Below are 16,351 nucleotides of genomic sequence, written 5' to 3'. Positions count from 1 at the left end.
CCGCTGGCGGCGGTTTTTACTATTCGAACAATCGGGGGCTACATGGCGGGTTTGAAGCATTGGGCTGCAATCGCGGCGCTGGGTTTGACCACGTTCGCATATGCGGACACATCGTTGCTGAATGTTTCATACGACGTGACGCGCGAGTTGTACAAGGACATCGATACAGCGTTTATTGCCGACTATAAGCAGAAGAACGGCGAGACGCTGTCCGTGCGCCAGTCGCACGGGGCGTCGAGCGCGCAGGCTTTGTCGGTGATGCAGGGCCTGCAGGCCGACGTGGTGACGATGAACCAGCCTAACGATATCGACCTGCTGGTCGAGCGCGGCGGCCTGGTGCCGGCCAACTGGCGCACGCATTTCCCGAACAACGCGGTGCCGTACACCACGACCATGGTGTTTCTCGTGCGTCGTGGCAACCCGAAGAACATCAAGGACTGGAGCGATCTCGCGCGCCCGGGCGTGCAGGTGGTGATCGCGAATCCGAAGACATCGGGCAATGGCCGGTATGCGTATCTCGCGGCGTGGGGCTACAAGAAACAGCAAGGCGCTACCGACGAGCAGACTCAAGCGTTCGAGAAGGCCATCTTCAAGAACGTGCCCGTGCTCGATACGGGCGGGCGTGGAGCCACGACCACGTTCACGCAGCGGGGCATTGGCGACGTGCTCGTGACGTTCGAAAACGAGGTTGCGCTGATGGATACGGGCGCGGGCGGCAAGGATTTCGACGCGGTGTATCCGTCGGTGAGCTTGCTGGCTGAGCCGCCGGTTGCCGTGGTCGACAAGGTCGTGGACAAGCGCGGCACGCGCAAGCAGGCGCAGGCATATCTGGAATATTTGTGGACGCCGGCGGCGCAGGAAATCATCGCGCAACATCATTTGCGTCCGCGTAATGCGGAAGTGCTGGCGAAGCACGCAAGCGAGTTCAAGCCAATCAAGACGTTTACGGTGGAACAGGTTTTTGGTAACTGGCAGAAAGCCCAGCAAACCCATTTCTCCGATGGCGGGACGTTCGATCAGGTGATCGTGGACAGGAATTAAGAGCCGCAACGGGGAAGAAAAAAGAGGCGTTCCAACGCAAGTTGGAACGCCTCTTTATTTACTGGCGGATGCGCGTGTTACTGCACCTGCGCATGCCCGCACTTCGCGTCGCAGGCGTCCGCTGTTTCCATCTGCTGTGAAGCCTCGGCGCGCATTCCCAGGCGCTCCAGCAATTTCCTGTCGGCTTCCGCTTGCGGGTTGCTCGTGGTCAGCAACTGGTCGCCGTAGAAAATCGAATTCGCGCCGGCCATGAAGCACAGCGCCTGCAGCGCTTCATCCATCTGCTCCCGTCCCGCCGATAACCGCACCATCGCCTTCGGCATGGTGATGCGCGCAACCGCGATCGTGCGCACGAATTCGAACGGATCGAGCGGTGCGGTCCCCGTGAGCGGCGTACCTTCCACCTGCACCAGATTGTTGATGGGCACGGACTCCGGATACGGCTCCATGTTCGCCAGTTGCGTAATCAATCCCGCGCGCTCGCGCCGCGATTCGCCCATGCCCACAATGCCGCCGCAACACACGTTGATGCCTGCATCGCGAACGTGTTCGAGCGTGTCCAGACGATCCTGGTACGTGCGCGTGGAGATGATCTGGCCGTAGAACTCCGGCGATGTATCGAGGTTATGGTTGTAGTAGTCCAGGCCCGCGTCGCGCAGACGCGTGGCCTGATGCGCTTCCAGCATGCCGAGCGTCACGCACGTTTCGAGACCCATCGCCTTCACGCCGCGAATCATGTCGGCAATCGGCTCCAGATGCTGATCCTTCGGATTGCGCCACGCCGCGCCCATGCAAAAGCGCGTTGCGCCGTTGGCCTTCGCGATCTCGGCGGCCTTCAGGACTTCATCGACGGGCATCAGTTTGTCGGCTTTCAAGCCCGTATCGTGATGCGACGACTGCGGACAATACGCGCAATCTTCCGGGCAACCGCCGGTCTTGATCGAGAGCAGCGTGGAGAGCTGAACGGTGTTGGCATCGAAATGTTCACGGTGCACGGTCTGCGCGCGGAACAGCAAGTCATTGAACGGCAGGTCGTACAGCGCGACGATATCGGCCACGCGCCAGCGCGCCAGCGTTTGCGGTGAGGCGGCTTGAGACGGAGTATCGGCGGTTTGCAATTGCGTCATGTGATGATCCTTTTCGTTGTGCGGATAACGATGAATTACTGGCCCGGCGCCGCTGAACGCAATGTGTCCAGCAGCAGGGATGTATCGATATATGTCGTCGCCGTCGGCGCATCGGGAGGTGAGAGGCGAGGAATGGTGCCGAGCAGCGGCGCGTTGTACTGGCTGTCGAGCCGCAACCGGATTGCTTCAATATTCTCTGCGGGAAACAGCATGTCCGGATCGATCTGGTTCGCGACCCAGCCGACGAGTTGCAATCCGCGCGCCGCAATGGCCTCGGCGCTCAGCAATGCATGGCTGATGCAGCCAAGCCGCATGCCGACCACGAGCACGACCGGCAGATGCAATGCGAACGCAAGGTCGGCGGTATCGTGGACGTCGGTGAGCGGCACGCGGAATCCGCCCACGCCTTCCACCACGACCACGTCCGCCTGCTTGACGGCGAACTGGTGCGCGTCAACAATCCGCGCAATATCCAGCGATACGTTCTCGCGCGCCGCCGCAATGTGGGGCGCGGCGGCGTCCTTGAGCATGAACGGCGTGCGTATGGATGGCGGCAGCGCGACGTTCGCGGCGGCGTCGAGCTGATCGGCGTCCTCGTTATGCCATTGCCCGTCGCGTTCGACCGCACCCGCGGCTATGGGTTTCATCGCGGCGGCGCGCAGCCCGAGCGCGGCGAATCCGTGCAGCAACGCGGCTGAAACGAGCGTCTTGCCGATCTCGGTATCGGTGCCGGTGACAAAGAGTGAGAGTGGCGCGGTCATGATCGATTGCTCAGGGTTTGCAAGGCTTGGTCGAGCGCCGCGAGGTCTTCGTGACTGTGCGCCGCCGACAACGAAATGCGCAGCCGCGACGTGCCCACGGGAACGGTAGGCGGCCGGATCGCCGGAACCCACATGCGGTGTTCGTCGAGCGCGGCGGCGAGTTGCAGCGTCTTTTCATTGCTGCCGATGATCAACGGCTGAACCGCGGTATGCGAGTCCACCGGAAGCCATTGTGTGCGTTTCAAAATTGCGCGCGTACTGTCGATCAGCGTGGCGAGATGCGCCCGCCGCGCGTCGCCTTCTTCTCCGCCGATAATCCTCAAGCTCGCCGATACCGCATGCGCCACCGCCGGCACGGACGCCGTCGTGAAGATATACGGCCGCGCGCGCTGCACGAACCATTCGATCACGGTCTCATGCGCGATCACGAACGCGCCCGACACACCGGCCGCTTTTCCCAGCGTGCCGACATAAACCAGATGCGGCGAGCGCAGCGCGGCTTCCGCCAGCGCGCCGCGTCCTTGCGGGCCGAGCACGCCGAAGCCGTGTGCGTCGTCGACCACGAGCCACGCGCCGTATCGTTCTGCGATTTCGAGCAGGCGCGCGAGCGGCGCAATGTCGCCGTCCATGCTGAATACCGAATCCGTGACGATGATCTTCGCGCCGCCCTCATTGCGCGATGCATCGAGCATGGCGTCGAGCGCGCCGGCGTCGGCATGAGGATAGATGCGAATGTCAGCACGCGATAAACGCGCGCCGTCGATCAGCGATGCATGGTTCAACGCGTCGCAGAACATCAGCGTGTCGCGGCCGCCTGACGTGCCCAAGGCGCCGAGCGTGGTCAGCGTGGCGAGATTCGCCATGTAGCCGGTGCTGAAGTAAAGCGCGCGCGCCTGATTCACGAAGCCGCCGGAGAACGCCGCGAGGTCGTCTTCGAGCTTCGCGTGCGCGCGCGAATGGCCGCCGAGCAAATGCGATCCGCCGCTGCCCGCGCCGTATTTGCGCGCGCCTTCGGCCAGGGCTTCGCGCAAGGTTTCATGCGCCGCGAGGCCAAGATAATCGTTGCTCGCAAAGCCGATGATCTCGCGTCCATCCACCGTCATGTGCGCGGCGCAGGCGGTATCGGCAATGCGACGCCGGCGACGCAATCCATTGCGATCGATATTGGCGAGACCTTGTTTCAGCGTGTCGAACAACGCAGCCGATGTCTCATTCATGCGGCCTCCGCGAGCGTTGCATCGAAAACGGTGCGCGTGCGTTCGGCGAGCAGCGCGAGTTCGTCGTCGCTGAGAATGTATGGCGGCATCAGGTAGACGGTCGTGCCTATCGGACGCAATAAAAGTTCCTGTTTCAAGGCGTTTTCGAAGAAACGCCGTGAGAACGTGCGTGCTTGCGTCGGGTCTTTGATTACAGCGTCGAACGCGAAGATCGTCCCTTGCTGGCGCAAGTTTTTCACGTGCGCATGATCCTGCAACGGACTCAACGCGGCACGCAACGCCGACGATTTCCGATGATTTTCTTCAAGCACGTTTGCTGTATCGAAGAGATCCAGAGTCGCTACGGCCGCGCGGCAGGCAAGCGGATTTCCCGTGTAGGAGTGCGAGTGGAGGAAGCCGCGCGTCATGTCGTCGTCGTAGAACGCGGCGTAGATTTCATCGCGCGTGAGCACGATCGACAACGGCAGATACCCGCCACTGATTCCCTTCGACAAACACACGAAGTCCGGCCAGATTCCGGCTTGCTCGCACGCAAAGAAGGTTCCGGTGCGGCCGCAGCCCACTGCAATTTCATCGGCGATGAGATGCACGCCGTATTCGTCGCAAAGTGCGCGAAGTCCCTTCAAATAGGCAGGATCATGCATGGCCATGCCCGCCGCGCACTGAACCAGCGGCTCCACGATAACGGCCGCGAGTTGCGAAGCCTTGGCGTTGAAGAGCGTCTTCATGTCGGCGAGCGCACGCTGAGCGACATCGTGCGCGGTTTCGCCTTCGCGCGCGTTGCGTGCATCCGGCGATGTCGCCACGTGCGCATTGCGGATCAGCGGATCGTACGCGTCCTTGAACAAGGCGACATCGGTTACGCCGAGTGCGCCGATGGTCTCGCCATGATAGCTGTTCGCCAGACACACGAACTCGCGTTTCTCCGCGTGGCCGTTGTTGCGCCAGAAGTGGAAGCTCATTTTCAGCGCGATTTCCACCGCCGACGCGCCATCGGATGCGAAGAAGGCGTGGCCCAGCGTGTTCTGCGTGAGCGCGCTCAGACGTTCGGCGAGCAGGACCGCGGGTTCATGCGTGCAGCCCGCGAGCATGGCGTGTTCGAGCGTGTCGAGTTGATCCTTCAGCGCGGCATTGATGTGAGGATTGGCGTGTCCGAAGAGGTTGACCCACCAGGAACTGATGGCATCGAGGTAACGGTTGCCCTGGTGATCGTACAGCCACGGACCCTTGCCGCGCGCGATGGGCACAAGCGGCGTGCGCTCGTGATGCTTCATTTGCGTACACGGATGCCATACGACGCGAAGAGAGCGGGCAACCCAGTCATTGGTTGCCGGCGTTGGTTGGTTGTTCAGATTCAAAACGACTCCATGAGAACTGTCCGGCTGCATTGCGCGATACGGCGCGATCCGCAGGTCGGGCGGCGTTCCCGATTACATTCATGCAAGCCACGACGGCTTGCGTTTTTCCAGAAAACTGCGCACGCCGTCGCGGCCTTCGTCCGAGGCGCGAATTCGTGCAATACGGTCGGCGGTGTCCGAGATCAGCGTGTCGTCGATGGGTTTGTCGGCCAGATCGACCACCAGTTGCTTGCACTCGCGCACGGCGTTCGGACTGTTCGCCGCGATAGCCGCGGCGACTGCGTCCACGGTTGCATCCAGGTCTTCGGCCGTGACGACTTGATGCACGAGGCCGATGCGCAGCGCTTCGGCGGCATCGATACGTTCCGCCGTCACGAAATACCGGTGCGATGCGCGCGCGCCGATTGCCCGGATGACATACGGCGCGATGGTCGCGGGTATCAGGCCGAGTTTTGCTTCGGAGAGGCAGAAGTGGGCCGAATCCGCGGTGATGGCGATATCCGCGACGGCGACGAGACCCATGCCGCCGGCGTAGGCGTCGCCCTGGACGCGTGCGATTACCGGTTTATTGCATGTGTGGATGGCGTTGAGCATGGTTGCCAGGCCGAGTGCATCGGCGCGATTTTCCGCGTCCGAGTAATCCGCCATGCGTTTCATCCAGTTGAGGTCGGCGCCGGCGCAGAACGCGGGGCCATTTGCGGCGAGGACGATTACGCGAACTGAGGCGTCGTCGGCGAGGGCGCGGAATGCGGCGGTCAGTTCAACGATGGTGGCTTCGTCGAAGGCGTTGCGCACGTCGGGCCGATTGAGCGTGACGCGCGCCACGTGGCCTTCGGCGGTGACGGTTAGGCGCTGCAGGTTCATATCGGGCATGGTGGCTTCGCCAGGGGTGTTTCGGTGTGTCGATTATCTCTAAATTTTTGTTGGGGGTTTTGAATTGCGGTTTTTGGGGAGAGTGCGGGGCGCGGTGCGCGGGAAGGGGTTTTTTGTCTTTGGTGCTAACTTCGTAGTAGTGGTCGGCTTCGCGGAGGGATTTGCTCGGAAGTTCGGGGTTTGTGGGGGGGCGGCGGGGTCCTGCTTTTTAGGGCTTCGCGCGTTCTGTTCTAGCTGTCATTTTTAGCACTGTTAGCCACTGTCCGTGGCGGGACTTCATTTCTTTGTCCAACGAAGTAAGGCCCGCGAACATGCGAAGCTAAAGAGACACTTACTCTTTTAATCGAGTTTCGGTACTGTTTCCTGTTGTGATAGAAAGATGGTCTTTTAAAAACTGCGATCTGGATGCGAGCGCAAGCAATATCATTCCGCCGAAACGACGCGCGAAATCGTCATCGATTCGGTTGTGAAAATCATCGAGTGGCACATCAAAACTTGTGTGTTTTGCCACCACCCCGGCAATAGCATCCAGCGGAACATGAAACGTAGAAATTGCGTTTGTTTCTTCGTTATAGATGGACACGCTGCACGTCTGACGTTTTGATTGCATCAATAACCCCTGCATTGCTGATAGTTGGCGAAAGCGCGAGCTTTACATTCAGTATAGTAAGCGGGACTCTGGAACATAGCGCGGCCCGCAGCACACAAGTCCATATCTGTTTCGTAATTTGCGAAGCATTCCGCTTCATGCGCCTCACTAACCCCACGCGCCGCAATCGACATTACATCATTGCTGGTCGCGTTTTTGGCGTACTCGAACGGCGCGGCGTCGCCTAGCGATGTGCTGCCCGAGCCAATCTCCGACACTTCGCCCAAGTCAAAAACATCGTCATCGCGCGACGGCAACGAAGATGCGACCATAGACGCCGCCGAAGCGAGCGCAGCAAGTGCGTCGCGCTTCGCCCACGCGGCCAGATTGCGTTCCCCTGCCTCGGTGACGGTTTCGATATGCCGGTACGGTTTTAGCGCGTTCGCTTCGCGCCTAATACGATCATCGATTGACTTGTTATACGCCTTCAGGTCATCGGAGTACGCTTTCGAGCGCGCCATGTAAGCGCGTCCGCGTTCGTCCTGGTCGCGTTTATACGCGGCATAGTCGAACTCGCGCTTTGGAGCAAAGCCATCATGCGCAATGTATTCTGGCTTGGCGCGCACGATTACAGCTGCTTCGTTTCGCACTTCCCAGCAGAGCGCCTTGATGATGTCGTCAGGTCGATCACCGTAGGGACTGGCCCGGTAGGAGGGAATCGACTCGACAAGGAACTTTTGAACGCGTGCAACCAGTTCCGGCTGGCTCGCCCAATGCTCGAAATTGGCGGCTTTGAACAGCGCTTTACCGGCTTCAAGCGCTTCCGTTTGTTCTGGGGTCCTGCCATTCGGCGCGTAGTCCCATTTTTTATAAAGCAAGAATCGATGGCCCTCGTATCTCATGAGTTCGGTTGTCATTCTCGTTATTTTCGTTGTTGCGACAGCCGCTACGCTAACGTACTTTTCCGCGCGCCCATCTCATAAAAGAGCGCGCGGCTTGATGGTCAGGACATCAGGTTTTGAGTAGTGCGCGGAAATTGCCCACGCGCCAAAAGCTCGGCTTATGCGAGACACGCACGCCAGCGGGAAAAATCCCTTTTCTCACACCGCGCCGCCACGTCAAACCGAGACCGGAGCTAACGCCGACACCTGAGCGACGATTAGCAATTGATCGGATGGCAGGCATTCGAACGTTAGACGCGCCGCGTCGGGCACGGCGGCGCGTGATCGTGGCATCGGGTCAGCATCGGGCGGCGCGGCACGTCTGCTTGGCTTCTGGTTCTTCAACATCGTCTTCGAGCCTCATTGTTACCAGCGGGGTAACGGGAACAAGAGCCGGGACGTGTTTAGGCGTTGCGCATGTTTGAGTATGATGCGATCCCATAACCAAAAGCCTTGCGCGGTACGTGATAGCGCAGCCGCCCCAATCGATATAGGCGCGTGGTTATGTACTGCTTGCAACGAAGGCAGCAAATCAAGATTCCGGGTTAGAAAATTGACGAACAGCGGGTCTAGCGAATAAACGTCACGGTCGGTGGTAAAGGTTACTACTCAATAGCTTTCAAAGGCTATCCGGTACTGCGTAGCCGGAATCAAGCAACCTACAGTACAGCGCACGCTGTACCGTTTTCGCGCGCGATACGCGCGTCCTAACGCTGCGTCGCTTCTCGACTCCGTGTCCTGACTAAGCAAGCGCCGCGCGACGAAATCCAAGATGGCTTGTGCGTCCATTGTGGTCAACTGTTCAACAATCGGATACCCACACGCTTCGCCGTCGGGGTGTTTGGCCGTACTGGTTTCGTGGGGTCGTGTGCTTGCTCGAGAACACGAGTGGCGAAGCGTGTGGATGTAGCGGTTCGGAGGGGGAGGGTTTCAGGTGTTGGTGGTTATGGCGTCGAGGGTTCTTCTGAAGTCCCAAGCAGATATCACTGCACGCTTGGTCCACTTAAGAATTAGCGGTTGGAAGGCGTTTTCTTTGCTTCGTTTCTTTGTCGCCGTTGGAAAAAGAAATGAAGTCCCGCCACGGATAGTGGCTAACAGTGCTAAAGAGGAACAACGAACAGGGAACGCGCAAAGCCCTAAAAAGCAGGCCCCCCAACCCTGCCCCCCTACCTCGAGGCAGTCTGCGTCTGCGCCGCACTGCGCTCACTCCAGACCACTGCATTATTCACCGCATAAAGCCTGCACGGCTCCGTGCTCTGCTTCTGACATCCATCGAGCGCAACGGCCATGGGATCATCGCCGCCCTCGGCCCACGACCACGCTCCCGAATCCGACACGGCAAACGCGCGACTCGAATACTGATGCAGGAAATTCTCATACCCCTCGCGACCGCGTTCATCGAGAAAAGGCACCGCCGCCACGGCATCCACGTTCGCATAACCCGTCGGCGACGGCGCCTGTGGATACGAAACCTGATACTGCAAGTCCGTTGGCATGCCAATATCGGCGAGGAACGCCTTCACCCGCGGCCACCAGATCGGCACGCCATCGCGATCACCCACCAGCCGGTGCGCATCGTTCTTGTACGCCCCAAAATCCACCATGTCCGCCCGCGCGCCATGCGCCGTGTACGACGCAAACATGTCGTCGGGAAGCGATCCCTGCCAGACCGAATCATTGCTGCCGTACATCCACAGCGACGGCAACTTCACATGTTCGCCATACTCGCCAAACGCACTGGTCAAATTCTTCTGCCAGTTCGGACATTCATCCTGCCGAAGACCGCCCGAGAAATTGATCAAACCACGCACGCCAATATCCGAACGTGCATCGCGCGCACCGTAAGCCATCGTGACCAGACCGCCGTGCGACGCACCCGCCACGACCACATGCTTGCTGTCCACAAACGGCTGCTTGCCCATGTAAGCCACAGTCGCGGCCACATCCCGCGCCTGCGTGAAACCGTTGGCTTCGACGTTGCATCCGTTCCCGGTGTATTCGCCACCAGACTGGGCGAAACCGCGACGATTTGGCACGACGACCACATACCCGTGGCGCACGAATTCACGCGCCAGCGCAAGCGGACGCGCGCGCGGCTGGTCGTGTGCGTTGCCAGGAAGTTTGCCGTGGTTGAACACGACCATCGGGAACGGGCCTGCGCCGTTGGGCTTGAACAGGGTGGTTTCGAGCGTCACATCGCCCGACGGGATTTCGATGACCGACTCGTTGAGGCTCGCATCGACAACCGGAAGCGACGGATCGAAGGCAGGCGTCACCGTGCCAAATGCGGGTGCTTCGAGCGACGCATATTGCTGCGCGCCGGGAAACGGTTCTGCAGACGCCCGAGTGGACACTGCCACCAGCGTTGCCGCCACCGCACATACCACTAAACAACCCGACACCGCTTCCCTGAATGCCATCCCCGAAACTCCGCCTGCTTTCGACCCCGCTGCTGATTAGCTAAAACGCGAGCCGGCTTATTGTCACAATCCATCAGTTCCGCGCGCTCTGACTGCAGAGAACAGTATTGCCTGGCGGTCCGTGAAGTCATGCCCCGAACAGGCGTGACAATGGGCTTCAATATGCACGTCAGTCCGTGGGCCGGTAATTAGCTTATGAAACAATAGCTTGCTACCGATTCGCCAACGGCTGGCTAAAAGACAGAGTACCCGGACAAAATCATTTGGCGCAATTAGAAAGTACCCGCGCGCAACACTAATTTTTCGACGAAAGCAGCCGTTAAGGAAATATTTGCCGCGATGTATGGCCAAGGCCACGCGAGTTGTTTCAGTCACGAGGATCGCCGTCGATATAACGCCAGCGGCCGGCGTCATCGCGCTCGAACCGGCTGGTTTCATGCAGCCGATGCGCCCGCCCGCCAGTCTTGTAACGGGCGACGAATTCGACCTCGGCGTGATTTGAATCGATGGGCGTATGGCGTTTGATCTGCAGGCCGAGCCAGCGCGTGCTGCTATCGGCCGACGCGTCGAGACCGGGCGGACAGGTGGCGTCAGCCCACGTATCACGCAGATAGGCCGTGTCGCCGATCACGTAAGCGGTGTAGCGCGAACGCATCAGTTCCATTGCCGTCGCTGGCGCTTCGCCGCCTTCTATGAAGCGTCCGCAACATTGAGCGTAGCTCGGCGCGTGCTCGACACTTGCTCCGGGCGACGCTCCGCCGCACGGACATTCCACCGGCGGGTTCATGCGTCGACACCCGGCATCTCGATGTGACGCGGCTGCGCTTTCACCCGCGCGAGCCACGCGCGAATGGCGGGATATTGGCCGAGATCGAGGTTGGCTTCATCGGCGACATGGGTGTACGCATACAGCGCAATGTCCGCGATGCTGTATTGCTCATCGACGAAATAAGTGCGCGTGGCCAGATGCGTTTCCATCACGTCCAGTGCCCGATACGAACCCGCGGTCTTCTCGGGCAAGCGCGGATCGTCGGGGCGCCTGGTGAATTGAAGGATGAAGCGTGCGACCGCCACGTTGGGCTCGTGGCTGTATTGCTCGAAGAACATCCACTGCAGCACGCGCGCCCGGGAAAGCCGGTCCGTTGGCAGCAGCGGCGTGCCTTCGGCGAGGTAAAAGAGAATGGCGTCGGACTCGAAGAGGCACGTGTTTGCATCGATCTGCAGAACCGGGACCTTGCCGTTCGGGTTCATCTGACGAAATGTCTCGGTGCGCGTGGCGCCGTTCATCATGTCCACTTCGTGCCACACATACGGCAGCTTCAGTTGTTCGAGCGCGAGCCGCACCTTGTAGCAATTTCCCGACGACGCCACGCCATGTACTTGATACGTCACTTCATGTCCTCGTTCGTGTGATTGAAACATTCGCCGTGGAACCGCGTGTCACCACTTGATCGGCGTGCCGTCGTACTGCACGAAACTGCCATTGAACCGGGCGCGATCTGCAGCCGCCGCCGCAATCACCGCGCGCATGCCGGCCACGCTGTGCGCCGGATCTATTGCGGCCGTCGACCCGCCCATATCCGTGCGAACCCAGCCCGGATGCAACGCAATGCACGTCGCGCCGCGCGCTTCCTGCGAAGCTGCTTTCAGCGCCGCATTCAACGCGGCCTTGCTCGCCCGATACAACCATCCCGCCGTGCCGTTCATCTCCGCAATGCTGCCCATCTTGCTGGACACGACCGCGAGCACGCCGTGGGCGGCGTTGGTGAGCGGCAGGAGAATCGGAAGCAACTGCATGGGACCGCGGACGTTCGTGTGCATGACTTCATCGAAATCTTCCGCGAGGATAGTTTCCACATGCTCCGTTCGCGGACCATAAACCCCTGACACGATGATCGCCGCATCCAGCTTCTCGCCGTCGAGTTGCCAGCCAAGCGCGGCGATCTGCTCTGGTTTGGTTGCGTCGAGCGAGAAGGTCGTGGCGCCCATCGCTTCAAGACCGCTGATGGCCACCGCGTCGCGCGCCGTGGCGAGTACGCGCCAGCCATCGCGCCTGTATGCGCGCACGAATTCATGCCCGAGTCCGCGCGATGCACCCACGATCAATGCCGTTTTCATGGCGTCACCTTCAAGTCAATTCGATGCCCATTGCCGTCGCTTCCCCACCGCCAATGCACAAGCTCGCCACGCCGCGCTTCAGGCCGCGTTGCCGCAACGCGCCGATCAGCGTGACGAGAATCCGCGCACCCGATGCGCCAATCGGATGTCCGAGCGCGCAGGCGCCGCCGTTGACGTTGACTTTATCGTGAGGGAGATCGTGTTCGCGCATGGCCGCCATTGCCACGACGGCAAACGCTTCATTGATCTCGTACAAGTCGACTTCGCTTGCGCGCCAGCCGTTCTTCTCGAATAGCTTGCGGATTGCGCCAACGGGCGCCGTGGTGAACAGCGCCGGTTCCTGCGCGAAGGTGCTGTGGCCAACCACGCGCGCGAGCGGCGCGACGCCGAGCCGCCTGGCCGTGGATTCGCGCATCATGACGAGCGCGGCGGCGCCATCGGAGATGGACGATGCATTGGCGGCCGTCACCGTGCCGTCCTTGGCGAAGGCGGGTTTGAGCGTCGCAATCTTGTCGATGTTCGCCTTGTACGGCTGCTCGTCATGATTAATGACGGTATCGCCCTTGCGCCCCGCGACCGTCACCGGCGCGATCTCCCATCCGAACGATCCGTCTTCGTTCGCGCGCTTGGCGCGCGTCAGGGATTCGATGGCAAACGCGTCCTGCGCTTCCCGCGTGAACTTGTACGACCCCGCGCATTGCTCGGCGAACGTGCCCATCAGCCGGCCTTTTTCATACGCGTCCTCGAGGCCGTCGAGGAACATGTGGTCGAGCACCTGACCGTGGCCCATGCGCATGCCGCCGCGTGCTTTCGGCAACAAGTACGGCGCTTGCGTCATGCTTTCCATTCCGCCCGCCACGATCACATCGGCCGAACCCGCGAGCAGCATGTCGTGCGCGAACATGGCGGCGCGCATGCCCGAGCCGCACATCTTGTTGACGGTCGTGCTACCGGTGGATAACGGCAAACCCGCGCCGAGCGCGGCTTGCCGTGCAGGCGCTTGCCCGAGGCCCGCCGGCAGCACGCAACCCATCACGGCTTCGTCGACCTGATCGGGCTTGAGACCCGCGCGTTCAACGGCGGCGCGGATTGCAACCGAGCCCAGTTGCGGCGCGGTGACGCTGGCGAAATCGCCCTGGAAAGCGGCCATCGGCGTGCGGGCAGCCGAGACGATCACCACGGGATCAGCTACGAGATCATTCATGTTTCAGCTCCTTGATCACACCTTTCACAATAGCCGGGACGTCACCAAGACCGGCGGCGTCCGACGTAAGCACGTCGTTCTCCAGCGAATGCGTACCGCCGCGCGCGAGCGCCGCGATGCAATGCTGATAGGTCGGCTCGACCTTTTCCGGGCCGCCGATCATCATGCCCAGGTTGCGCACGCGGCCGTCGTGCACGCCGTAGGTCAAGCCGTGCACGGTGATTTCCTGGCCGCGCGCCCACGCATCGCGCAGGATGGTCGTGTGACACACGTTCACCGTTTGTTCGATGGTATTCAGTTCCACCAGGCGGCGATTTCGCGCCACGCCCATCGGCCATTCGTCGAGCAGCGCCGCGTGCTTGTCGCGCACGTCCTCCACGTGGCGCAGCCAGTTATCGGCGAGACCGACACGCCTTCCCTCCAGCGCCGCGCCCACGCCGGAACAGCCGTAGTGCCCGACGACCATGATGTGCTTCACCTTCAGCAGATCGACAGCAAACTGAATCACCGACAAACAATTGAGGTCCGAGTGCACCACCACGTTCGCGATGTTTCTGTGCACGAACACTTCGCCCGGCGGCAAGCCGATGATCTGGTTCGCCGGCACGCGCGAGTCGGAGCAGCCGATCCACAAATACTCCGGCGCCTGCTGATGCGCGAGGCGGGAAAAATACTCCGCGTCTTCGGAGAGCTTGCGCTCGACCCATTGCAGGTTGTTGTTGAACAGATGCGCGAGCGGGTTGTTATCGGGACTTTCGGGTTTATCGATGTTGGACATGGCATTCAATGCGGGTAGGTGTCGCGGATTTCATGCAGCGCGAGAGCGGGTGCGCCGTCGGGAAAACGCTCGGGATAATGAACGATGAAACGGATGCTGCGTTCGTAGGGAAAAAAATCGGCGAGTTCGCCGTTGAGGATCTGTTCCTTATGCTTTTGCCAGAGAGCCGGATCGAAGAAATCGGCATGGTGTTTCATGAAGACGTCGCGCACGCGAGGATCGCCGAGCAGGAACGTTCCATACGTTTCCGGGAAGATGTCATGCGGGCCTACGGTGTACCACGGCTCGCCCGACATCTCCTCTTCGTCGGTGCGCGCCTGCGGCACGCGGCGCACGGTGCAGTCAGTCAGGTATTCGATTTCGTCGTAATCGTAGAACACCACGCGGCCATGGCGCGTCACGCCAAAATTCTTGTACAGCATGTCGCCGGGAAAAATGTTCGCCTGTATCAGTTGCTTGATGGCGTCACCGTATTCCTTGATGCCGTGCTCTATTTCGTGCGGCGAGCCGTTCTGCAAATACAGGTTCAGCGGCGTCATGCGGCGCTCTATATACACGTGCCGGATCACGAGCTTGTCGCCTTCGTATTCGATCATCGAAGGCGCTTCTTTCATCAGTTCCTTGAGCAACGCGTCGTCCAAACGCGAGAGCGGCAGCGCCACGCTGGAGTATTCGAGCGTGTCGGCCATGCGTCCCAGGCGATCATGCCGCTTGACGAGCCGGTACTTGTCCTCGACCTTCGCGCGCGTGGTGTCCTTCGGCGGCGGAAAGTTGTCCTTGATCAGCTTGAACACATACGGAAACGAAGGCAGCGTGAACACCAGCATCACCATGCCCTTGATGCCCGGCGCAATGACGAATTTATCGCTGGAATGCGAGAGATGATGCAGCAGGTCCCGATAGAACAGATTCTTGCCCTGCTTCTGCAAACCGACCGATGTATAGATCTCCGCCTTCGGCTTGCCCGGCATGATGGTGCGCAGGAACTGCACATACGCCGACGGCACTTCCATATCCACGAGAAAATACGAGTGCGAAAAGCTGAAGATGATCAGCAGTTGTTCGCGTTGCAGCAGGACGGTATCGAGCGCGAGCACGCCCGGTCGCGCGTGACGCACGGGCATGGCGAATGGCGCGATCAGATCGCCGTTGATGATTCGCCCGACTATATACGCCGCCTTGTTGCGAAAGAACAATGAGGACAACACGTGAATCTGAAAATTCGGCGCGGCCTTGAACTCCCCGAATGCTTCGGTAATGGCTTGCATCACGCATTGAACATCGCGTTCGAGGTCTTCAAACGCAGGCTCGAGCTGGAAGTTCGTGACAATGCGCATGAGCGTGGCGGCAAGGCCGTCCTTGCCGGGATAATACGCACGATACGTCGGCTTGGCCGCGGGTTCGTCGTTCTCTATGTATTCGGTCGATATAGCCGGTCGCACGAAAATGAAGTCGTTATTGAAGTACGACCGATGCAGGATCTTGCAGCACACGGAATTGAAGAACGTCTCCGCGCATTCGGGTTGGCGGTGCGCCGTCAACAGGCCGATGTAATGCAGTTTGATCTGCTGCCACACTTCGTCGTCTATATTTTCGGCGTCGTATTCATCCTGCAGACGCGTCACGCATTCTTCCACGCGATCGTCGTACGACGTAATGCGTTCCCGCGCAAGCCGCTGCAGCGCATGCCAGTCGCCTTCCTCGAACAAATGCTTCGCCGCGATCGCCGCATCGCGGAAAACGCGATAGTGACGATCGAATCCTTCGAGCAGCGTTTGCGCGACGTCGAAGCCGATCTGCGACGACAGCAACTTGGGAAAGTGATTCATATCGACCCTGCACTACGTGTGGTGTCGCGTGATGCGCGTTATTCCTGTGCCTTCAAACCGGGCGATATTGTATCGCCATGACCGTTCACGATTGT

The 16,351-nt window shown here is 60.2% G+C and carries 15 protein-coding genes; 1 reads left to right on the top strand and 14 read right to left on the bottom strand.

Annotated features, from left to right (window positions below; genetic code table 11):
- Nucleotides 1–42: 42 nt before the first annotated feature.
- Nucleotides 43–1,041: a sulfate ABC transporter substrate-binding protein gene (locus AWB64_RS04505; RefSeq protein WP_060817760.1), complete on the top strand. Its 999-nt coding sequence runs from the start codon at nt 43–45 to the stop codon at nt 1,039–1,041.
- Between the two features lie 77 nt (nt 1,042–1,118).
- Here AWB64_RS04505 and bioB read toward each other — a convergent pair whose 3' ends face one another.
- The 14 genes from bioB to aceK all read right to left on the bottom strand — a co-directional run bounded on the left by bioB (nt 1,119) and on the right by aceK (nt 16,256).
- On the bottom strand, nt 1,119–2,168 hold the full coding sequence (gene bioB / locus AWB64_RS04500; RefSeq protein WP_060817424.1) for a biotin synthase BioB: 1,050 nt from the start codon (nt 2,166–2,168) through the stop codon (nt 1,119–1,121).
- A 35-nt stretch (nt 2,169–2,203) separates the two neighbouring features.
- Nucleotides 2,204–2,929 (bottom strand): dethiobiotin synthase, encoded by a 726-nt coding sequence (bioD, locus tag AWB64_RS04495; RefSeq protein WP_060817423.1) that lies wholly within the window; start codon nt 2,927–2,929, stop codon nt 2,204–2,206.
- Nucleotides 2,926–4,146 carry an 8-amino-7-oxononanoate synthase gene (bioF, locus tag AWB64_RS04490; protein ID WP_060817422.1) on the bottom strand — a complete coding sequence of 407 codons (1,221 nt, stop codon included), beginning with the start codon at nt 4,144–4,146 and terminating at the stop codon, nt 2,926–2,928. Before bioF ends, bioD begins: the two co-directional genes overlap by 4 nt.
- Nucleotides 4,143–5,534 carry an adenosylmethionine--8-amino-7-oxononanoate transaminase gene (gene bioA, locus AWB64_RS04485; RefSeq protein WP_060817421.1) on the bottom strand — a complete coding sequence of 464 codons (1,392 nt, stop codon included), beginning with the start codon at nt 5,532–5,534 and terminating at the stop codon, nt 4,143–4,145. The genes bioF and bioA overlap by 4 nt, the downstream gene beginning before the upstream one ends.
- 48 nt (nt 5,535–5,582) lie before the next feature.
- On the bottom strand, nt 5,583–6,368 hold the full coding sequence (locus tag AWB64_RS04480; protein WP_060817759.1) for an enoyl-CoA hydratase/isomerase family protein: 786 nt from the start codon (nt 6,366–6,368) through the stop codon (nt 5,583–5,585).
- 340 nt (nt 6,369–6,708) lie between these two features.
- Complete coding sequence (locus tag AWB64_RS04475) at nt 6,709–6,960, bottom strand: hypothetical protein (protein WP_157766583.1); 252 nt, start codon at nt 6,958–6,960, stop codon at nt 6,709–6,711.
- 26 nt (nt 6,961–6,986) lie between these two features.
- Nucleotides 6,987–7,883: a hypothetical protein gene (locus tag AWB64_RS04470; RefSeq protein ID WP_060817419.1), complete on the bottom strand. Its 897-nt coding sequence runs from the start codon at nt 7,881–7,883 to the stop codon at nt 6,987–6,989.
- Nucleotides 7,884–9,073: 1,190 nt separating this feature from the next.
- Nucleotides 9,074–10,327 (bottom strand): dienelactone hydrolase family protein, encoded by a 1,254-nt coding sequence (locus AWB64_RS04465; protein WP_060817418.1) that lies wholly within the window; start codon nt 10,325–10,327, stop codon nt 9,074–9,076.
- 367 nt (nt 10,328–10,694) lie between these two features.
- The gene (locus AWB64_RS04460; RefSeq protein WP_060817417.1) at nt 10,695–11,114 is read right to left on the bottom strand and encodes a YchJ family protein; all 420 of its coding nucleotides are present in this window, start codon (nt 11,112–11,114) and stop codon (nt 10,695–10,697) included.
- On the bottom strand, nt 11,111–11,719 hold the full coding sequence (locus AWB64_RS04455; protein ID WP_060817416.1) for a glutathione S-transferase family protein: 609 nt from the start codon (nt 11,717–11,719) through the stop codon (nt 11,111–11,113). The genes AWB64_RS04460 and AWB64_RS04455 overlap by 4 nt, the downstream gene beginning before the upstream one ends.
- Before the next feature lie 48 nt (nt 11,720–11,767).
- Nucleotides 11,768–12,445 carry an SDR family oxidoreductase gene (locus AWB64_RS04450; protein WP_060817415.1) on the bottom strand — a complete coding sequence of 226 codons (678 nt, stop codon included), beginning with the start codon at nt 12,443–12,445 and terminating at the stop codon, nt 11,768–11,770.
- A 10-nt stretch (nt 12,446–12,455) separates the two neighbouring features.
- The gene (locus AWB64_RS04445) at nt 12,456–13,649 is read right to left on the bottom strand and encodes an acetyl-CoA C-acetyltransferase (RefSeq protein WP_060817414.1); all 1,194 of its coding nucleotides are present in this window, start codon (nt 13,647–13,649) and stop codon (nt 12,456–12,458) included.
- A complete protein-coding gene (can, locus tag AWB64_RS04440; protein WP_060817413.1) occupies nt 13,642–14,427 on the bottom strand; it encodes a carbonate dehydratase in 786 nt (261 codons plus the stop codon). Before can ends, AWB64_RS04445 begins: the two co-directional genes overlap by 8 nt.
- Nucleotides 14,428–14,432: 5 nt before the next feature.
- Nucleotides 14,433–16,256, bottom strand: a complete 1,824-nt coding sequence (gene aceK / locus AWB64_RS04435) for a bifunctional isocitrate dehydrogenase kinase/phosphatase (RefSeq protein WP_060817412.1) — start codon at nt 16,254–16,256, stop codon at nt 14,433–14,435.
- Between the last annotated feature and the right edge of the window lie 95 nt (nt 16,257–16,351).

The sequence above is a fragment of the Caballeronia sordidicola genome (assembly GCF_001544455.2).
Lineage (GTDB): Bacteria > Pseudomonadota > Gammaproteobacteria > Burkholderiales > Burkholderiaceae > Caballeronia > Caballeronia sordidicola.
Note: the sequence above shows the minus strand (reverse complement) of the source record. Positions and strands in the feature narration are given on the sequence as shown.